At 45.2% G+C, this 17,571-nt stretch carries 17 protein-coding genes, 2 riboswitches and 1 other annotated feature; of the genes, 9 read left to right on the forward strand and 8 right to left on the reverse strand.

The window, feature by feature from the left end; genetic code table 11:
• Window positions 1-25: 25 nt before the first annotated feature.
• The 4 genes from purU (at window position 26) to NYE56_RS06670 (ending at window position 4,186) form a co-directional block, all read left to right on the forward strand.
• Window positions 26-928 (forward strand): formyltetrahydrofolate deformylase, encoded by a 903-nt coding sequence (gene purU, locus NYE56_RS06655; protein ID WP_003245802.1) that lies wholly within the window; start codon window positions 26-28, stop codon window positions 926-928.
• An 87-nt stretch (window positions 929-1,015) separates the two neighbouring features.
• Window positions 1,016-1,226: a binding site (T-box leader), on the forward strand.
• Between the two features lie 52 nt (window positions 1,227-1,278).
• Window positions 1,279-2,376 carry a glutamate 5-kinase gene (gene proB / locus NYE56_RS06660; RefSeq protein WP_216999376.1) on the forward strand — a complete coding sequence of 366 codons (1,098 nt, stop codon included), beginning with the start codon at window positions 1,279-1,281 and terminating at the stop codon, window positions 2,374-2,376.
• An 11-nt stretch (window positions 2,377-2,387) separates the two neighbouring features.
• Window positions 2,388-3,635 carry a glutamate-5-semialdehyde dehydrogenase gene (gene proA / locus NYE56_RS06665; RefSeq protein ID WP_120028019.1) on the forward strand — a complete coding sequence of 416 codons (1,248 nt, stop codon included), beginning with the start codon at window positions 2,388-2,390 and terminating at the stop codon, window positions 3,633-3,635.
• Between the two features lie 125 nt (window positions 3,636-3,760).
• A complete protein-coding gene (locus NYE56_RS06670; RefSeq protein WP_341283641.1) occupies window positions 3,761-4,186 on the forward strand; it encodes an organic hydroperoxide resistance protein in 426 nt (141 codons plus the stop codon).
• A 30-nt stretch (window positions 4,187-4,216) separates the two neighbouring features.
• On the opposite strand, the gene ohrR is transcribed toward NYE56_RS06670, so the two are convergent.
• Window positions 4,217-4,660 (reverse strand): organic hydroperoxide resistance transcriptional regulator OhrR, encoded by a 444-nt coding sequence (gene ohrR / locus NYE56_RS06675; RefSeq protein ID WP_014476587.1) that lies wholly within the window; start codon window positions 4,658-4,660, stop codon window positions 4,217-4,219.
• A gap of 142 nt (window positions 4,661-4,802) precedes the next feature.
• Between ohrR and NYE56_RS06680 the strand changes: the two genes are divergently transcribed.
• Window positions 4,803-5,213, forward strand: coding sequence for an organic hydroperoxide resistance protein (locus tag NYE56_RS06680; RefSeq protein ID WP_003232570.1), 411 nt, complete (start codon window positions 4,803-4,805; stop codon window positions 5,211-5,213).
• Window positions 5,214-5,545: 332 nt separating this feature from the next.
• On the opposite strand, the gene guaD is transcribed toward NYE56_RS06680, so the two are convergent.
• From guaD to isp, 3 genes are all read right to left on the reverse strand, one after another.
• Window positions 5,546-6,016: a guanine deaminase gene (gene guaD / locus NYE56_RS06690; protein WP_341283642.1), complete on the reverse strand. Its 471-nt coding sequence runs from the start codon at window positions 6,014-6,016 to the stop codon at window positions 5,546-5,548.
• 172 nt (window positions 6,017-6,188) lie between these two features.
• Window positions 6,189-8,477, reverse strand: coding sequence for a 5-methyltetrahydropteroyltriglutamate--homocysteine S-methyltransferase (gene metE, locus NYE56_RS06695; RefSeq protein WP_341283643.1), 2,289 nt, complete (start codon window positions 8,475-8,477; stop codon window positions 6,189-6,191).
• A 127-nt stretch (window positions 8,478-8,604) separates the two neighbouring features.
• Window positions 8,605-8,760, reverse strand: a riboswitch (SAM riboswitch).
• Between the two features lie 132 nt (window positions 8,761-8,892).
• Window positions 8,893-9,852 (reverse strand): serine protease Isp, encoded by a 960-nt coding sequence (gene isp / locus NYE56_RS06700; RefSeq protein WP_014479598.1) that lies wholly within the window; start codon window positions 9,850-9,852, stop codon window positions 8,893-8,895.
• 222 nt (window positions 9,853-10,074) lie between these two features.
• Here isp and rsbRB point away from each other — a divergent pair, with 222 nt between their 5' ends.
• Window positions 10,075-10,908, forward strand: coding sequence for an RsbT co-antagonist RsbRB (gene rsbRB / locus NYE56_RS06705; protein WP_003232560.1), 834 nt, complete (start codon window positions 10,075-10,077; stop codon window positions 10,906-10,908).
• A 30-nt stretch (window positions 10,909-10,938) separates the two neighbouring features.
• Here the strand turns inward: rsbRB and thiX are convergent, their stop codons facing one another.
• The 4 genes from thiX to thiU are packed head-to-tail and all read right to left on the reverse strand — an operon-like array spanning window position 10,939 to window position 14,511.
• Window positions 10,939-11,703 (reverse strand): HMP/thiamine ABC transporter permease ThiX, encoded by a 765-nt coding sequence (gene thiX / locus NYE56_RS06710; protein WP_123373466.1) that lies wholly within the window; start codon window positions 11,701-11,703, stop codon window positions 10,939-10,941.
• Window positions 11,678-13,321, reverse strand: coding sequence for an ABC transporter ATP-binding protein (locus NYE56_RS06715; RefSeq protein WP_268554745.1), 1,644 nt, complete (start codon window positions 13,319-13,321; stop codon window positions 11,678-11,680). Before NYE56_RS06715 ends, thiX begins: the two co-directional genes overlap by 26 nt.
• Entirely contained in the window at window positions 13,308-13,907 is a 600-nt protein-coding gene (locus NYE56_RS06720; RefSeq protein WP_029946399.1) for an ECF transporter S component, read from the reverse strand. Before NYE56_RS06720 ends, NYE56_RS06715 begins: the two co-directional genes overlap by 14 nt.
• Window position 13,908: 1 nt before the next feature.
• A complete protein-coding gene (thiU, locus tag NYE56_RS06725) occupies window positions 13,909-14,511 on the reverse strand; it encodes an HMP/thiamine ABC transporter substrate-binding protein ThiU (protein ID WP_268554744.1) in 603 nt (200 codons plus the stop codon).
• Between the two features lie 96 nt (window positions 14,512-14,607).
• Window positions 14,608-14,720, reverse strand: a riboswitch (TPP riboswitch).
• Between the two features lie 101 nt (window positions 14,721-14,821).
• On the opposite strand from thiU, the gene ykoG reads away from it, so the two are divergent.
• The 3 genes from ykoG to NYE56_RS06740 are packed head-to-tail and all read left to right on the forward strand — an operon-like array spanning window position 14,822 to window position 17,553.
• Window positions 14,822-15,508: a two-component system response regulator YkoG gene (gene ykoG / locus NYE56_RS06730; protein ID WP_038428855.1), complete on the forward strand. Its 687-nt coding sequence runs from the start codon at window positions 14,822-14,824 to the stop codon at window positions 15,506-15,508.
• A 3-nt stretch (window positions 15,509-15,511) separates the two neighbouring features.
• The gene (ykoH, locus tag NYE56_RS06735) at window positions 15,512-16,876 is read left to right on the forward strand and encodes a two-component system sensor histidine kinase YkoH (RefSeq protein WP_268554743.1); all 1,365 of its coding nucleotides are present in this window, start codon (window positions 15,512-15,514) and stop codon (window positions 16,874-16,876) included.
• A complete protein-coding gene (locus tag NYE56_RS06740) occupies window positions 16,873-17,553 on the forward strand; it encodes a PepSY domain-containing protein (RefSeq protein WP_268554742.1) in 681 nt (226 codons plus the stop codon). The genes ykoH and NYE56_RS06740 overlap by 4 nt, the downstream gene beginning before the upstream one ends.
• Window positions 17,554-17,571: the final 18 nt, after the last annotated feature.

The following is a 17,571-nucleotide window of genomic DNA, read 5'->3' on the forward strand; positions in this document are numbered from 1 at the left end:
CTTACAAAGATAAGAGGGATTATTCATGAAATCATATATGACTCAGCGGTTGGACGAATACCGTGACGGAAATGAGGATAAAGGGCGGCTCTTGGTCAGCTGCCCCGATCAGCCTGGTATCGTCTCTGCAGTTTCCGCGTTTTTATTTGAACACGGTGCCAATATTATAGAATCAAATCAATATACGACAGACCCTGAAGGCGGCCGGTTCTTCCTGAGAATCGAATTCGACTGCGCAGGCATTCGTGAGAAAAAATCATCACTTCAGGCAGCGTTTGCCTCTGTTGCGGAAAAATTCGACATGACATGGAGCTTAACTTTGGCGAGCGAACTGAAGCGTGTCGCCATTTTCGTTTCAAAGGAGCTCCACTGCCTGCATGAGCTGATTTGGGAATGGCAAACCGGCAACCTGATGGCGGAGATCGCTGTTGTCATCAGTAACCATGAGGAAGCGAGAGAGCTGGTTGAGCGCCTGAACATTCCATTCCACTATATGAAAGCGAACAAAGACATCAGAGCGGAAGTCGAAAAGAAGCAGCTTGAACTGCTGGAGCAGTACGATGTTGATGTCATCGTGCTCGCACGCTATATGCAGATTCTAACTCCTGATTTTGTTTCGGCTCATCCGAATCGCATCATCAATATCCACCATTCATTCCTGCCAGCTTTTATCGGTGCGAATCCGTACAAACGGGCCTACGAGCGCGGCGTGAAACTGATCGGTGCGACATCTCATTATGTGACAAACGATCTTGATGAAGGGCCGATCATTGAACAGGATATTGAGCGTGTGGACCACCGCGATAATGCGGAAGCGCTGAAAAACATCGGAAGAACAATTGAGCGCAGCGTGCTTGCCCGTGCTGTGAAATGGCATTTGGAAGACCGTGTCATCGTTCATGAAAATAAAACAATCGTCTTTAACTAGACTGCAAGAGGCCCGCGCAATGCGGGCTATTTTTGATGACAAAAAACCTTGACAAGTGTCTTTTTTCTTTGCATAATATAAAAAAATCATTGAGCGTTGAAGAGGATTAGTAAGCAGACCTTTCTGTGACAGAGAGCAAAATGAATCGCTGAAACATTTTGCCGCATGAAACCTGCCGAACCTGCCTTGGAGTCCTAGGGGGAAAACCTAGGCGCATAACCTGGCGTTACAGGAGAGCGGAGCGTGCACAAGCGCGTTCAATCAAGGTGGTACCACGGAAACCCATTTCGTCCTTATGAATCAGGATGAAATGGGTTTTTTTATTGTAGAAGAGCCGCGGAGGAGAATAAATGAAAAAACAAAGAATAGTAGTGAAAATAGGAAGCAGTTCGCTCACGAATAGCAAAGGAAGCATTGATGAGGCAAAAATCAGAGAGCATGTTCAGGCGATTTCCGTGTTAAAAAAAGCGGGGCATGAAATGATTCTGATTACCTCGGGTGCCGTAGCGGCGGGGTTTTCCAGCCTGGGTTATCCATCCCGTCCCGTTACCATCAAAGGAAAACAGGCGGCGGCCGCGGTCGGACAAACACTGTTAATGCAGCAATATATGAATCAATTTAAACAATATTCACTGACTCCGGGACAAATCCTTTTAACGAGAAATGATTTTTCGAAAAGAGAACGGTACCGAAACGCGTATGCAACGATAATGGAATTATTGGAACGCGGCGTCATTCCGATTATCAACGAGAACGATTCTACATCTGTTGAAGAATTGACATTCGGAGATAATGATATGCTTTCTGCGTTAGTCAGCGGATTGATTCACGCGGACCAGCTCATGATTCTCACCGACATTAACGGACTGTATGATGCCAATCCAAATGAAAATCCTGAGGCGAAACGATTTGATTATTTGCCAGAGATCACGCCTGAATTGCTTGGATATGCAGGTTCAGCTGGATCAAAAGTCGGCACCGGCGGAATGAAATCAAAGCTGTTAGCCGCACAAACCGCGCTGTCTCTGGGAGTGAAAGTATTCATTGGAACAGGCAGCGGAGAGCAAAAACTTGCGAATATTTTGGACGGCAGGGGAGACGGCACTTATATCGGAGACAAAGAACTATCTTCGGTTAACAACACAAGGCAGTGGATTCAGTTCCACTCGCCGATATCGGGAGAAATTATCATTGATGCGGGTGCCGAGGAGGCGATGATCCATAATGGAAGCAGCCTTTTGCCCGCTGGCGTTGTGGGTGTGAACGGAAGCTTTCCGAAAGGGGCGGTTGTGGAAGTCAGGGGACCGGGCGGCGTGATCGGCAAAGGCCAAACCCATTACTCCTCTGAGGAGATTATGGAGGCCAAAGGCAAACGCAGTGACGAACTTGATTTTGAGAAAACGTTTGAGGTTATTCATAGGAATGACTGGGTCAATGTAAACGACTAGGAGGCGGAAAAATGAGTGAAGTTTCTGTAAAAGCGAAGCTGGCGAAAGAAGCAGCAGCCGAAATGATCATGAAAACAACAGCCGAGAAGGATGAGGCGCTCAGCCTCATTGCAAACGGACTCCGCAAAGAACTTGATTTTCTCTTGGCGGAGAATGCAAAAGACGTTGAAAAAGGAAAAGAGAATGGTTTAACACCGGACATCATTGACCGTCTCACATTGGATGAGAAACGGATACGCGATATCGCGGACGCGGTGGAGCTCTTAATCGACTTAGCGGACCCAATCGGCGACTCTCTTGAAACGATTGAAAAAGAAAACGGCCTGTTTATTGAAAAAATCCGTGTGCCGCTCGGTGTCGTAGGAATGATTTATGAGGCGAGGCCAAACGTCACAGTTGATGCGGCTACCCTTTGCCTGAAGACAGGGAACGCGGTTGTGCTGCGGGGAAGCTCCTCAGCCATCCACAGCAACAAAGCGCTCGTCAGTGTCATTCACAGAGCACTTGAGCAATCAGCGCTTCCGATTCACGCTGTGCAGCTGATTGAGGATACGAGCAGAGAGACAGCAAAAGAGCTCTTTACGTTAAATGATGGCTTAGACGTATTGATTCCGCGCGGAGGCAAGAAACTGATTGATCTCGTTGTGAGAGAATCAACAGTTCCTGTATTAGAAACGGGAGCAGGAAACTGCCACATATTCATTGACGAAACAGCCAAACCGCAAATGGCAGAAAAGGTTGTCGTAAATGCCAAAACGCAGCGCCCTTCCGTATGCAACGCGATTGAATCATTGCTGATTCACAAGGCTTGGGCAAGACAGCACGGGAAAGAATTACTGGACCAGCTGGAAAACGCAGGAGTTGAAATTCGCGGTGATGAATTGGTATGTGAACTCCATCCTTCAAGCAAACAAGCATCAAAAGAAGATTGGGAAACCGAATTTTTAGCGCCTGTCCTCAGCGTAAAGACAGTTGAAAACGTCCAAGAAGCTGTGAAGCATATCCAACAATACGGCACCAATCATTCGGAAGCGATTTTAACTGAAAATGACAAAAACGCGGCATATTTTCAAACGGCTGTCGATGCTGCTGCTGTCTATCATAACGCGTCAACCCGCTTTACCGACGGCTTTGAATTCGGCTACGGAGCCGAAATCGGCATCAGCACGCAAAAGCTTCATGCAAGAGGACCGATGGGGCTTCCTGCACTGACTTCTACAAAATACATCATTAAAGGAACTGGGCAAATCCGTGAATAGCAGGGCAATGTTCAATGAAAAAGCTTATCTCATTAAGAGATAAGCTTTTTTATACGCGAAAAATTGACATTTCAAATTTAATTGTGTACAATTTAATTGTATAAAATATATTGGGGGAATGAAAAATGAGTCAGCCATTATTTACAGCAACTGTTTCAGCGGAAGGAGGAAGAGAAGGAAAGGTCATTTCATCAGACCGCGTTCTTGAGCTTGATGTCGCAATGCCGGGGACACCGAGAGCCAAGAAATTAGAAAAAGCGACAAATCCAGAGCAGCTGTTTGCAGCAGGTTATGCAGCTTGCTTTGACAGCGCCCTGCAGCTTGTCGCAAGAACAGAACGGGTAAAAGTAGAGACAGAGGTTACAGCGAATGTTAGCCTGTTAAAGGATGAAGCGGACCAGGGCTATAAGCTGGGTGTGACGCTGCAAGTAAAAGGAGAAGGAGTCAGTGCATCAGAATTGGAGGCGCTTGTGAAAAAAGCGCACGGCGTCTGCCCGTACTCAAAAGCAACCTCCGGAAATATTGATGTGACACTTGAAGTTGCTGAATAAATAAAAAGAGGATGCCTGTACAAGGCATCCTCAATTTTTTTGATGAAGTGTTTCCAGCAATGTATATAGAGCGGATTTTAACTGTTTGAGATCCTCCCCAGACTGCTTTGAGAGCCCCAGAATTGTCTCTGGAATGTCAACCGCTTTTTCTTTTAATAACGCTCCGTCCTCTGTCAGGCTGATCAACACGGACCGCTCATCCTCTTCAGATCTTTTTCTCGTAATCAAACCCTGTTGTTCCATTCGTTTAAGCATCGGAGTGAGCGTTCCTGAATCTAAATACAGCTGTTCGCCCATTTTTTTGACAGTAAGCGTTTCATGTTCCCATAACAAGAGCAAAGCCAAATATTGAGGGTATGTTATATTCAGCTTATCAAGCAGCGGCTTGTATTGCTTTGTCATTTCCCGCGAACTCGCATATAGCAAAAAACAAAGCTGATTCTCCAATTTCATATGATCAAATTTATTTTCCATTTTGTTCACCAACTCTTTTTTGTCATTCGATTCTATTGTATCTGAAAAACCTCACTTTTCCTATTCTCGGCAAACTTAGCATGTTTAAAAAGATCAGAAAGGGAAATATAACAACTAGATACAAATAAGGAGGTTGGGAAATATGGCACTATTTACAGCAAAAGTAACCGCGCGAGGCGGACGGGCAGGACATATTACATCAGATGACGGTGTTCTTGATTTTGATATTGTCATGCCAAATGCCAAAAAAGAAGGACAAACCGGCACAAATCCGGAACAGCTCTTTGCGGCAGGGTATGCTGCATGCTTCGGCGGCGCGCTCGAACACGTAGCCAAAGAGCAGAATATCGAAATTGATTCGGAGATTGAAGGGCAGGTCAGCCTCATGAAGGATGAGAGCGACGGCGGCTTTAAAATCGGTGTCACACTTGTTGTGAACACGAAAGATTTAGATCGGGAAAAGGCACAAGAGCTTGTCAACGCCGCTCATGAATTCTGTCCTTACTCAAAGGCAACCAGAGGAAATGTTGATGTAAAACTAGAATTAAAATAATGACCGGCATCCTGAGGATTCTCAGGATGTTTTTTGGTGTCGGAGCGGGTGTGATCTTTTCGAGGTCTGAGACATTTCTTATAAATGGATTCAGACTTATATCCATTATGAATTGACGCGGAACGGGGTAGGAGTGGGCACAGATTATTGATAAAACGTCAGAGAAGCGATCACAGCGTTTAAAGCCTGCAAAAGTTACAGATGAAGGGGGCGGCTGGCTCGGTGTCTGCCAAGCTGAATTCCGGCGCGCATGATTGCTGTTTTGTATTTGCACAGGGCATAGCGGCTACTTGGAGAAATAACAAGGACCAGGCCGCACATGCCTGATCCTTTTAATATTTTTTCTTATTGGCGAAGTTCCGCCATGCTTGAAACGGGGATAAATGCTCCATAAGAGTCACTTGATAAAAGGGGATCGTTCTTTCTTCAGCAGGTTTATCAATTTCTTTATAAATGAATGAATCATCAAACCCAGCTTCGGCAGCGTCTGTGTGCTCAGCTGCATAGAAAACGGCTTTAGGCCGGGCCCAGTAGATGGCGCCCAAGCACATTGGGCATGGTTCACAGCTCGTATATAAAATGCAGTCATCAAGCTGGTATGCTCCTAGCACCTTACAGGCTTTCCGAATAGCTGTGACTTCCGCGTGGGCAGTCGGATCATTGCTTGTTGTGACGTTGTTCTGTCCCTCTGCAATAATGGCTCCGTCTTTTACGATAACGGCTCCAAAAGGCCCGCCGATTCCTGCATTCACTCCTTCACATGCGAGAGTGACAGCCCGTTTTAAGAACGTTTCATGATTCATCCCAATCCCTCCTGTCAATAGAGTGTTATTAGTATAGCCGAAAAAAATGCAAAGAACATTCTTAAAAAAGTGCAAAATAAACAAAGTAATTGGGGGATTTGCTAAAATAAGAAACTATTGTGGCTGTATTATAGAAAAAAACCATCTGCCAAATGCAGATGGTTTTTTCAAATTATACTAGCTGTGTCTGCTGTGCTCTTGCCTGTTTTGCAGCTTCAACCATGTTTTTCAATGCTGCAACCGTTTCTTCCTGCTGTCTTGTTTTCAATCCGCAGTCTGGATTTACCCAGAAGCGGTCAGTCGGACAGACGGCAAGCGCATCAACGATAATATTGTACATTTCTTCAGTTGACGGCACACGAGGGCTGTGAATGTCATATACACCAAGGCCAAGCCCTTTCAAATACGGGTGGTTTTTTAAGTAATCTAAAAATCCTCCGTGGCTTCTGCTATGTTCGATTGTAATCACATCGGCATCAAGATCATTGATCGTATCAACGATATCTTCGAAGTTGCTGTAGCACATATGTGTATGAATTTGTGTCTCGTTTTTTACGGAAGAAGTGGTTAATCTGAATGCTTCTGCCGCCCAAGTCAAATACTCATCCCAATCGCGGGTTTTCAATGGAAGGCCTTCACGCAGCGCTGGTTCATCGACTTGAATGATTTGAATGCCTGCGTCTTCAAGCGCTTTAACTTCTTTGCGAAGGGCAAGCCCGATCTGGAAGGCGATTTCTTTCCTCGAGATGTCGTTTCGAGGGAAAGACCAGTTTAAGATTGTAACCGGGCCCGTCAGCATTCCTTTCACATGCTTGGAAGTCAATGACTGTGCGTAGACTGTGTCTTTCACTGTCATCGGTTCAATAAATTCAACATCTCCGTAAATGACTGGCGGGCGGACACAGCGTGAGCCGTATGATTGAACCCAGGCATATTTAGTGAAGGCGAAACCGGCCAGCTTTTCACCGAAGTATTCGACCATGTCTGTCCGTTCAAATTCGCCGTGAACAAGGACATCAAGCTCCAATTCTTCCTGAATATCAATCCATCTTTTTGTTTCCGCATTGATAAAGTTTTGATACTGTTCATCGGACCACTCAGCTTTCCGCCATTTTTGGCGTGCGCTCCGCACTTCAGCAGACTGCGGGAAGCTGCCGATCGTTGTCGTCGGCAAAAGCGGAAGGCCGAGAGATTCATTTTGCAGGGCTAAACGTTCTTCAAACGGAATCGGGCGCTTGAAGTCTTTATCAGTTAATTGCTCAAGCTCTTTCTTTTGTTCAGAATTGGCGCCTGTTGCAAACTGTTTAAGCGCCTGGATATCAGCTTTAGCCTGCTGAATCTCTTCGCTGATCGCCGCTTTTCCTGATACTAAGCCTTCTTTCAAAGCTGTCAGCTCGGCCAGCTTCTCTTTTGCGTAGGATAATCCGTTCAATAGGTCTTTTTCCAAATGCTCATCAGGGTGTTTCGCTACTGGAACATGCAGCAGGCTGCTGGAAGGCTGAATCCACAGTTCATCAACTTTTGCAATGCTGAGAATATCAAGAACGGCATCGAGACGCTCTTCAAGGTCCGCTTTCCAAATGTTGCGTCCGTCGATAACGCCGGCTGCCAGCACTTTGTCTGTCGGAAAGCCATGTGTTTTAAGCTGTTCCAGGTTTTTGCCTTTGTCGTGAACGAAATCAAGGCCAATTCCCTGAACCGGGTAAGAGATCAGCTCTTCATAAGCATCAACAGAATCAAAATACGTCTGCAAAAGCACATTCAAGGATGAAAGCTCACTTGTAATGCTTTCAAATAATTCTTTTGCACCGCGGACATCTTCACTAGAGGCGGTAACGAGCGCCGGCTCATCGATTTGAACCCATTTTAGGCCTTCTTCTTCAAGCTCTTTCAAAAGCTGTACATATAATGGCACAAGGCGTTTTTGGATCGCTTTTGCTTCAGACGGTTCATAGCCTTTAGCAAGCGTAACGAACGTATAAGGGCCGACAATCACAGGCTTTGTTTCCACACCGTATTCCTGTTTGATCCGGCGATAATCTTCGAGCTGTTTGTTTCTTGTCAGACGGAACTCAATGCTCTCGTCATATTCCGGAACGATGTAATGGTAATTTGTATTAAACCATTTTGTCATTTCACTAGATACGGCGTCTTTGATTCCGCGGGCGATAGCGAAGTATGTATCGGTAGCGTCAGTCAAATGTCTGAAACGTTTCGGGATCCAGTTGAAGCTGACTGCTGTGTCGAGTACATGGTCATACTGTGTGAAATCAGAAACAGGCACAACATCAATCTGCTGGTCAATTTGTGTTTTTACTGCGGATAAAAATAGTTCGTCGATTTGCTTCAAAAACGTATCTTTATCAGTACTGCCTTTCCAATACGCTTCAAGTGCTTTTTTCCATTCCCGGTTCAGTCCGATTCTCGGAAATCCTAAATTCGATGTTTTGATGGTTGTCATTGTTTCTCCTCCTTTATATGTAAAACACTCTCTTTAACCCGCGGATACAGGCTGCTAAGAGGTTTTCTCACAACAAAAAGCCTCTTTCCCATGAGAGAAAGAGGCTTTTCTGCGTAAAACACTGCCTCTCTCATCTCTCAGACACAATCTGATGGAATTAGCACCGTGCCTTATGAGACATCAGTCTCGGCGCGAAAAGCAGTGCGCCCCATTTCACAATGGTATTACGGTCGGTTGCTGTTGGGGTCAAAAGGCCAATCCCTCGCCCAACTCTCGATAAGAGAAAATGTTATTAATTTTTTGAAAAGTTGAATCATTTGTTGGTAATCTTAACAGTAATTCAAATTCATTGTCAACATAGAATTTGAAATTTTTATTTATATGATTTGGTGTATATTATATAAGAAAAATAATTTTATAGGGTCAACAAATGTGATTGCTCTGCTTTTTCTGCGAGTTCATCAGGAGCTGTTAAATATAGGAATCCATTGCCTGCCAGCGTTTTTGCAATATCAAGAGGAAGTGTCCTGCGGATTAGCTGTGCGAAAACCTCAGATTCAGAAAGCTTTCTTTGAAATGATTCTTCTTCATAGCTTTTGATTAAAGCAAGCGCACCGCTGACATGAGGGGCAGCCATTGAAGTGCCGGTCAGCTTACCGTACTTCTTGTTGGGAAGGGTGGATAAGATGTTTTCTCCTGGTGCCACAAGGTCAATCTCTTTATTCGCGTTAGAAAATTCTGATAATTCTCGCGCTACAGAAACAGATCCAACTGCAATCACTTCATTATAAGCTGCGGGGTAGGAAAGCTCTTCTGTGCGTTCGTCGCCGTCACCTTCATTTCCCGCTGCACAAACGACAAGCACTCCGTTTTTCACTGCGTTTTTCACTGCTTCTTCCAGCTCTGGCACATCGCTTGGCCCTCCAAGGGACATTGAGATGATGTCGACTTTCTGTTCCACCGCGTAGTTGATGCCGTTAATTATCCATTCGTATTGTCCGCTGCCATTCTCGCCGCCAAGAACCTTCACAATCAATAGGCTTGCCTCTGGCGCGACTCCGGCAATGCCTCCGTTTGAATCATTAGCTGCAATTGTTCCGGCGACGTGTGTGCCGTGTCCGTTGTAGTCGGAAATCGCATCTTCCTTGCCGCCGTCGTCATCCGTGAAGTTCTTTCCGCCGATGATTTGATTTTTTAAATCAGGGTGGCTTGTGTCGCAGCCCGTGTCTAATACAGCAACTTTAATATTTTTGCCTTTTACCCCTTTTGCCCACATTTCTGGCGCCTTAATCACTTTAATGCCCTCAGGAAGCTCGTTTACATCCATGATCTGCTCATTCGTCACATACGGGATCAAGCGGATTTCACCATTCATAAAAAAGCCCTCCTTTTTTATGCTTTCAAGTGGATTCAAGGGTGTTGCCTCATATTATATGAAAAAAACAAGCGCTCGGACAGAGCCATTTGAAGCATTTTGAAAAAATAGGATACACACCAAAGAATTAGTAATCTTCAAAATATTGGATGGCTTCGGCGTGTATGACTGGGATTCAACTGTAAGTCAAGTTATAATAGTGTTGGGGAAAGGAGCAGTGTCATGAAACTGAATGAAAAATTATATGCATTTTTTTCAGAGCATGTGGAACAAATGGCCGAGGAATGGATTGAAACGATGGAGGAAAGTGATCCGAATTCGCTTTACGCCCTACATAATGCAACAGTAACGGAAGAATTGAAAGAGCAGGACAGAGAATTTTACCGGCATCTGAATTACATGTATGTTTTACCGGAAAAACAATTTCTCGAAGAGTTTCAAGAGTGGGTCATTGAGCTGACCAACGATCAAAAACATCTCGACACACCGGTTCAGTATGTCATTCGGGAGTTTATGAGAAACAGGAGATTATATACGAAGTATTTTGAGAAGTTCGCAGAAGAAAATGAATCAGCGTTTGAACCGGGAGAGAAGCAAAAATGGGCAGATTTGATTGTAAAAGTATTTGATTTCACCATTTATACATTCGTTGATCACGCTGAAATGAATGCCAAGCAGCAATTAAACGCCCAAAGAGAAATGATATTGGAATTAAGCTCACCTGTCATTACCCTGAGCAAATCAACAGCTCTGCTGCCGCTTGTCGGTGACATTGATACCGAACGGGCGAAGTTTATTCTGGAAAACACGCTTCAAGCTTGTGCGAAAAGACGTGTGGAGCATCTGTTAATCGATCTGTCAGGTGTTGTTGTGGTGGATACGATGGTGGCGCACCAGATCTTTAAATTGATTGAGGCGCTTAATCTGATCGGTGTCCGGTCAACCCTGTCAGGAATCAGGCCTGAAATTGCGCAAACTGCTGTACAGCTGGGGATTGACTTTTCGAATATTACCATTAAAACCAACCTTGCCCAAGCATTAAACTATCATCAATAAAAAAATCCGCTATCTGTGATAGCGGATTTTTTATGATGCGAAACATAAAGATACGAGAAAGGATCCCGCGAATAATAAGAGGACGAGGCAAAAGAACACCCAGTCGCGCCGGTTCACGCTCAATGTCCTGTAGTATGTCCGGTTTCTGCTTCCTGTAAATCCTTTCGATTCCATCGCAAGCGCTGTCCGTTCCGCTTTTCTGATGGCGCTTGCCAATAGCGGTATGGTATATCGTTTTAACGCACTGATCTTATTAATGAAGCCGCTCTCCGCCGCTCCTCCTCTGATTTTATGGGCCTGCTGAATCAGCTGGACCTCATCCTTTAACAGCGGAAGAAAGCGAAAGCCTGCAATGACACCGTACGCGAGCTTTGGTGAGAGCCTGCACTGCTGGACAAGGCTCAGCATAAATAAAATCGGATCGGTTGTAAAAACAAACATCATCGATAAGGCGGAAAAGCATAAAATACGAAACCCGAGAGAGATGCCGACAGACACATTATCGCTGTTAATTGAGATAGGGCCTGCTTGAAACAAAAAATTATCCGGTGTTGTCGGCACCTTTCCAAAAACTGCGGCTGTCCACACGCATCCGAATGCTAAAATCAAAAACGGAATCGTAAACAACAACCATTTTTTCAATGGGATTCCGGCCGCCAGTAAAACGCCCGCAACGATGATGATATAAAAACATGCCGGAGTGTAAGGGTTGTAAATAAACGACAGCATGACGACACAACAAAAAACCGCCGCCGCTTTCACAGTCGGATTAATGAGATGTAACGGCTGCTTCATCACGCACCTCCTCTTGATATGCCATCCATTCATATAGAAGGGGAAGGGTGAGCTTTGCTTTTTGGACAAGCCCTGTTTCTTGAGAAAACAACTGCTCTGGAGATCCGTCAAAGGTCAGGCCCGTATCGTGAAGCACAAGCACGCTGTCAGCATACGAAGAGACTAGCTCCATATCGTGTGTAATCATAAGGACAGCGGTTCCCTCTGCCTTGATACGCTGAATCATTTCCATGCATTCAGCCGCTGTGCGGGCGTCCTGGCCAAAGGTTGGTTCGTCTAATAATAAAACCTTTACGTCATGCATGAGCATAGTAGCAACGCTCAGTCGCCGTTTTTGCCCTTGGCTGATCGCAAACGGATGATGATCAGCCAAATGCGCAAGACCAAAACGCTGCAGCAGGTGTTGCGCTTTTTTCTCAGTTTCAGCATTTGCTTTCTGGCCGAACAGAAGCTCGTCATACACCGTATCGGTGACGAATTGATGCTCAGGGTTTTGAAAAACAAATCCCATCCGTTTACGCAATTCTTTTTCTTTATATTTCTGCAGCGGCTGATCATAGAGAAGGATTTTGCCGCTTTGCGGTTTCATGAGACGGGCCAGAACTGATAGGAGCGTCGATTTTCCAGTTCCGTTCGGACCGACAAGCGCCGTTAAAGAGCCTTCGCGCAACGAAAAGCTGATGTCTTTGAAAATCGCCTGCTGTCCTCTCGCGAACGAAAGGCTGCTGACTTCAAGCACACTCTCCCCAGAAGGGGCTTTCTTCTTTTTGACATGCCCGGCAGGAATAGGCTCTTTGAACAGCATCTCTTTTGATAAAGTAAACGGCATACTCAGCTTTTCCTGCAGATGACAGACCTTTGGAATGGCGATGCCCAATTTCTTTAGTGTCTCCGCTTCATGCTGAAATAGATTTTTCGTCAGGCCATCCAGCGCCTTTTTGCCTGATTTGTCGAGCACGATCGTTCTCTCAATCCAAGGCGCCCATTCATCAAGCTGGTGCTCAATGACGAGGAGGCTGAAACCTTTTTCCCGCTGAAGATCCTTCATCAGATGAACGAACTCCCGCGCTGAGAAAGGGTCTAAAAGAGAGGTCGGCTCATCTAAAATAATAAGCTCAGGCTCCATCGCCAAAATACAGGCGAGAGCCACTTTCTGCTTTTGTCCTCCTGAAAGGGTTGAGATCATTTTTTCTTTTAAATGGGTAATGCGTAATTTTTCTAATACGGCGTTGATTTTCTCTGTCATTTCTTCTTTTGGAATTTGCAGATTTTCCAGCCCGAACGCTATTTCGTCCTCCACCGTCAGCATGCAGAACTGCTGATCAGGATCCTGAAAAACGACCCCGGCATGCTGAGCAATCGTTTCGGAGGTTTCAGCATCTGTGACCGGCTGTTGAAATAGAAAGACATGTCCGGACTGAATGCCGTCGCAAGCCTCCGGATATAGTCCGTTTAAACAAAGGGCGAGCGAGCTTTTACCGCATCCGCTCGGTCCTAATAATAAAACACATTCTCCTTTTTGAAGCTCAAACGAAATGTCTTGAAAAACCGGTTTCTCGTCTTCTTCATAAGAGAAGCTGAGCTGCTCAACCGTCAGAAGCTCATCAAAGGCTTGCATGTTCTGACGCCCGCTTCCGTTTCTTTTTCAGTTCCTTTCCGAGTGCCATTCCGTTTAACACACCTGTATAAGCGAGAGAGTCGCTGACAGCTTTTCCGAGAAGCCCCGCCAAAAGCGCGCCGGAAATGAGGCGGATCACAAGCATAATGAGCAGATAACCTGGTGAATAGGCTGCATAGCCAGAAACAAAGAGATCATAGATAAAGCTGGCTACTGAAGACCCCATACCGGCCAGCATAAGGACAGGGAGAGAGTATGCTTTCCAGCGTGTTGCAAGAAATACAGCCTCAGCCCCGAGCCCTTGAACAATGCCAATGACGATGACCATCGGGCCAGACGGATTTCCCAGTAGGCACTCAACGAGAGCGGCAATGATTTCAGAAACGAGCGCCGCACCCGGTTTTTGAATCATGTACGCGGCGATCACAGAAACGATAAACCAAATGCCGTAAATCGGTTCATAGGCGATTGGCCCAAACATACCTGCAAGCACGTTTCCGAAATGTGTAAATAATAAATAAACAACGGCAAATACGATACTGATAACGGACATGATGACAATTTCTTTTACTTTCCAGCTTTTCATGTTATCCCTGCTTTCTGTTTTTTCTTGATGGACTGTTAGCCGAAAGATTCACAGTCATGGTGATGTGGTTTGTTTGCTGCTCAGCCATGCGGAAAACGGCTTCCAATGTGCTGAATACGTCATGCGCATCCCCGTCAAGCTCGCTCGCGTAATGGACACCCTGTACGAAAGTGCCTAGGGCTTTTGCAATGTCGACAGCCTTCATAATCAATCCCATATAATCCGGCTCGTTCATTGGATAAAGGGCAAATTGGCACGGCGCTTCCGCCTTCAAGCCTCGGACAACATCATCATTGACACGCTTATCACCTTCGGAAAGATATGTATCCCCCTGTGTGTCACCCGGGCATCCAATGGAAAACGTGCCGTTCATGACGATGTGTTGTTCGCTGTTTGCTGCATGAAGGTAAATGGCTTTTGCAGCATCGAATACATGATCAATCGATCCGCGTAACACCGTACTGATATGGTCGGTTTTCGTCCAAACCTTGGATGTATCTGTTTTTTTCAGCGCAGACTTGATCACACTGATAAAATCATCCGTCATCGGATATAAAGAGAAGCGAAAACCGGCGATTCTGCTTGTACCGCAAATATGCTCCATTTCTCCGACCTCCTGTTTTTTTGGTAAAATAAAAAACTGCATATCCTAAGGGAATATGCAGTCATAGATCGATTAAGCGCACAAAAAAATACACCATTCGGTCAACCTGCACTTCCCCACGCTGGTATTATCCAGATCGGGTCATAAGGGATCAAAGCGCGTTTCTTTCGCGCTTTATCTCAGCCAAAACAGCACCCCTAGTGCTTTCCGTATACAATTTTTTATTTTGACATCATAATAGATGATAAGAATCATTTTGTAAACAACGAAATCATTTTTTTCATATAGGGACGGGAGAGGATGATAAAATTTGGAAAAAGGACACATATTAATTGTGGAAGATGAAGAAAAAATCGCCAGGGTTCTTCAGCTTGAATTGGAATATGAAGGATACAGTGTCACCATCAAACACAATGGCACAGAAGGTCTGGATGCGGCAGCGGAAGGCGGGTATTCCTTGGTGCTTCTTGATGTCATGCTTCCGGGGCTTAGCGGATTGGAAGTGCTGCGCCGCTTGAGAAAAACGGATCCGCAGACACCGGTCATATTATTAACGGCGCGAGACAGTATTCCTGATAAGGTAACAGGTCTGGACATCGGTGCAAATGACTATGTCACCAAGCCGTTTGAAATCGAGGAATTGCTTGCGAGAATTAGGGCGGCGCTGCGGCAAAATGGAACAAAAACTGAAGATATCGGCACCTTTCTTACATATGACGATTTGCGGGTGAACGAAAAAACCCGTGAAGTGAGACGCGGAGACAAAGAGGTGGAATTAACGCCGCGGGAATTTGATCTGCTCGTCTATATGCTAAAGCATCCGCAGCAAGTGCTGACACGGGAGCAAATTCTAAGCTCGGTATGGGGATTTGATTATATCGGTGATACAAATGTCGTGGACGTCTACATAAGATACATCAGAAAAAAACTGGACTATCCTTACGAAAAACAGCTGATCCATACGATTCGCGGGGTCGGCTATGCCATTAAGGGGTAAACGATGAAGCTGAAGACCAAGATTCATCTGTACACATCAATATCACTGTTGATTTTATTAATTTTGGTTCATACCGCAGTATATCTCATTTTTTCGTCTGCCCTGACATCAAAGGATGCATCCCGGCTTGCTGATGAGACGGATAACATTGTCGAAGCGCTGCGTGCCGCTGAAACAGAAGGAGTGGCTTTGCAGGATATGCTGCAGGCCTATCTTCCGGCAAATGGCATGGTGCGTGTAGTGAATGGTGATCAAAAAGCCGTTATGACGATCACAAAAGAAAAAGCCTATAAAGATTTTCCTCTCTCTTTTCATAGCGGAGAAACGGCAGATGTGAGGAAACATGACGGCAAGCTGTTTGCTGAGGCTGCTGTTCCGGTGATTTGGACCGATGGACAAGTGGTGTCTCTTCAGCTGGTTGAAAGACTGGAGAACACAGAAGAGAGTCTGTTTCTGTTGAAAATCATCTTAATCGCTGCAAGTGCTGCTGTCTGCATTGCTTCTTTTTTTGCAGGCAGCTTGCTAGCCCGCCGAATCATCAATCCGATCAGACGATTAATGATCACAATGAAAGACATACAGCGAGACAAAGAATTTAAAACGATTTCTTTAGAAGGACAGTCCAACGATGAATTGTATCAAATGGGGCTGACATTTAATGAAATGGCAATGATGCTGAAGGATCACTATGATAAACAGCAGCAATTTGTTCAAGATGCTTCACACGAATTGAAAACCCCGCTCACTATAATAGAAAGCTACAGCAGCCTGATGAAGCGGTGGGGGGCAAAAAAGCCGGAGGTGCTTGAGGAGTCGATAGAAGCCATTCACTCAGAAGCGGTGCATATGAAAAAACTGACCAATCAGCTTTTGGCGCTGGCCAAAAGCCATCAAGGACTCGAGGTCGATCTGAAAACAATCGATCTGATTGAAGTATCGCGCACGGTCATGCAAACGCTCCAGTCCGTTTATCAGCGTGACATATTGCTTGAAACAGATAAAGAGAGCCTGCTTGTAAAGGCTGATGAAGAACGCATCAAGCAGCTGTTGACCATTTTGCTTGATAATGCAATAAAGTATAGTGAAAAGCCTATTGAGATGTCAGCCGGAACGAGGAATCGACGGCCGTTTCTATCAGTGAGGGATGAAGGCATTGGAATACCTGAGGAGCATATCCCGCATTTGTTCGAACGGTTCTACCGGGCAGATGAGGCACGAAACAGAAAAACAGGCGGAACGGGTTTAGGTCTTTCCATTGCCAAGCAAATCGCTGATGAGCATGGCATTGAGCTGTCTGTCAAAAGCAAGCCGGGACAAGGAACAGCTGTCACCATGCAATTCAGCGAACAGAATGGGGGAAGCCGATGACTAAAACAATAAAAACAGTATCTTTTGCTGCAGCAGCCATTTTAGTTGTCATCATCTGTACGTTTCTCATCATTCGGCAAAACCATGAGAACGTATTGTCAAAGGAGACTGTCGTAAAAAAAGTCGAAGCCTCTTATGAAGGCAAGGTCACGAAAGCAACACAATCAAAGGATAAAAAAACATATGATATAACCCTTGAAAATCCAAAGGGAACTTACTTTGTAAAAGCAGACGCAATATCGGCTGACATTCTTTCAATGAATAGAGTAGAAGCAGTGAATCCATCTGCCATGACAGAAAAAGAAGCCGAGCATCTCGCGCTTGAGCGGGTGCCGGGAACGGTCAAAAAACAAACACGGCAAAGTCGAGTTGCCACTTATACCATACAAAAAGAAGATGGAAAAACATACGAAGTGAAGGTAGACATGCAGGCAAAAACAGTCTTGTCTGCCGATCACATCAGCAGCAAAGATCAACAAAAAACGCCGATTACGAAAAAAGAAGCCAAAACAATTGCAGAGCGAAAAACGGGCGGTACAGCGGATGACGCAGATCTCGAAGAAAGTGAGGGCACTCTCATCTTTGAAGTGGACGTTGATCTTCCTGATGATAAGGAAGCGACAGTGAAAATCAATGCCTACACAGGAAAGGTAGCTAACATTGTGTATGAAGACTGACGGTTTCTCATCAAATTC

The sequence above is a fragment of the Bacillus sp. FSL R5-0603 genome, from assembly GCF_038050295.1.
Lineage (GTDB): Bacteria > Bacillota > Bacilli > Bacillales > Bacillaceae > Bacillus > Bacillus subtilis.

Bases quoted from the DNA above. Each gene is read 5' to 3' on its own strand.
- ohrR (WP_014476587.1), bottom strand. From the start codon at position 4,660: ATGGAAAATAAATTTGATCATATGAAATTGGAGAATCAGCTTTGTTTT.
- proB (WP_216999376.1), top strand. From the start codon at position 1,279: ATGAAAAAACAAAGAATAGTAGTGAAAATAGGAAGCAGTTCGCTCACG.
- NYE56_RS06680 (WP_003232570.1), top strand. From the start codon at position 4,803: ATGGCACTATTTACAGCAAAAGTAACCGCGCGAGGCGGACGGGCAGGA.
- ykoH (WP_268554743.1), top strand. From the start codon at position 15,512: ATGAAGCTGAAGACCAAGATTCATCTGTACACATCAATATCACTGTTG.
- thiX (WP_123373466.1), bottom strand. From the start codon at position 11,703: ATGAAGCAGCCGTTACATCTCATTAATCCGACTGTGAAAGCGGCGGCG.
- rsbRB (WP_003232560.1), top strand. From the start codon at position 10,075: ATGAAACTGAATGAAAAATTATATGCATTTTTTTCAGAGCATGTGGAA.
- thiU (WP_268554744.1), bottom strand. From the start codon at position 14,511: ATGGAGCATATTTGCGGTACAAGCAGAATCGCCGGTTTTCGCTTCTCT.
- NYE56_RS06670 (WP_341283641.1), top strand. From the start codon at position 3,761: ATGAGTCAGCCATTATTTACAGCAACTGTTTCAGCGGAAGGAGGAAGA.
- isp (WP_014479598.1), bottom strand. From the start codon at position 9,852: ATGAATGGTGAAATCCGCTTGATCCCGTATGTGACGAATGAGCAGATC.
- proA (WP_120028019.1), top strand. From the start codon at position 2,388: ATGAGTGAAGTTTCTGTAAAAGCGAAGCTGGCGAAAGAAGCAGCAGCC.
- purU (WP_003245802.1), top strand. From the start codon at position 26: ATGAAATCATATATGACTCAGCGGTTGGACGAATACCGTGACGGAAAT.
- guaD (WP_341283642.1), bottom strand. From the start codon at position 6,016: ATGAATCATGAAACGTTCTTAAAACGGGCTGTCACTCTCGCATGTGAA.
- metE (WP_341283643.1), bottom strand. From the start codon at position 8,477: ATGACAACCATCAAAACATCGAATTTAGGATTTCCGAGAATCGGACTG.
- NYE56_RS06715 (WP_268554745.1), bottom strand. From the start codon at position 13,321: ATGCAAGCCTTTGATGAGCTTCTGACGGTTGAGCAGCTCAGCTTCTCT.
- NYE56_RS06740 (WP_268554742.1), top strand. From the start codon at position 16,873: ATGACTAAAACAATAAAAACAGTATCTTTTGCTGCAGCAGCCATTTTA.
- NYE56_RS06720 (WP_029946399.1), bottom strand. From the start codon at position 13,907: ATGAAAAGCTGGAAAGTAAAAGAAATTGTCATCATGTCCGTTATCAGT.